The organism is Dellaglioa sp. CoH-57-MRSF-19 (genome assembly GCF_056781975.1).
The window spans coordinates 1-331 of sequence record NZ_JBXAXW010000205.1 but is presented as its reverse complement, the minus strand read 5'-3'; the positions used below and the strand labels follow the sequence as shown (position 1 = coordinate 331).

1 protein-coding gene is annotated in these 331 nt (G+C 55.3%); it reads left to right on the top strand.

The window, feature by feature from the left end; genetic code table 11:
* Positions 1-59: 59 nt before the first annotated feature.
* The coding region (locus tag AC1RO3_RS08950; RefSeq protein ID WP_481764075.1) for a hypothetical protein at positions 60-331 on the top strand (272 nt) is incomplete at its 3' end.

Sequence of the window (331 nt, the reverse complement as noted above, 5' to 3'; positions counted from 1 at the left end):
AAGGACAGATCAGCGCGCTGTACGAAGAGTCGTTGAAGCCCGAGACGGACAAGAAGCGTATGGTCGAAATCAATCGCATGCTGGAAGAGTTGGATCACAAGCTTACGGCATTGATTGAAGAGGATCGCACAGCATACGCGCAGGACATCATCGACAAGATGTTCAAGGCATTTCCGCAGGGTGCTGAGTGGACCGAGGCTATGCAACGCATGGCAGAAGAAGAGTACTACGTGTACAGCCCATCGGCACGTCGTCGATTCCTGCCTGCGGCCATGACTCAGGATCAGCAGATCGTGGCGCAGCAGGTGCGGCGCGGTTCGAACTCTCCGAT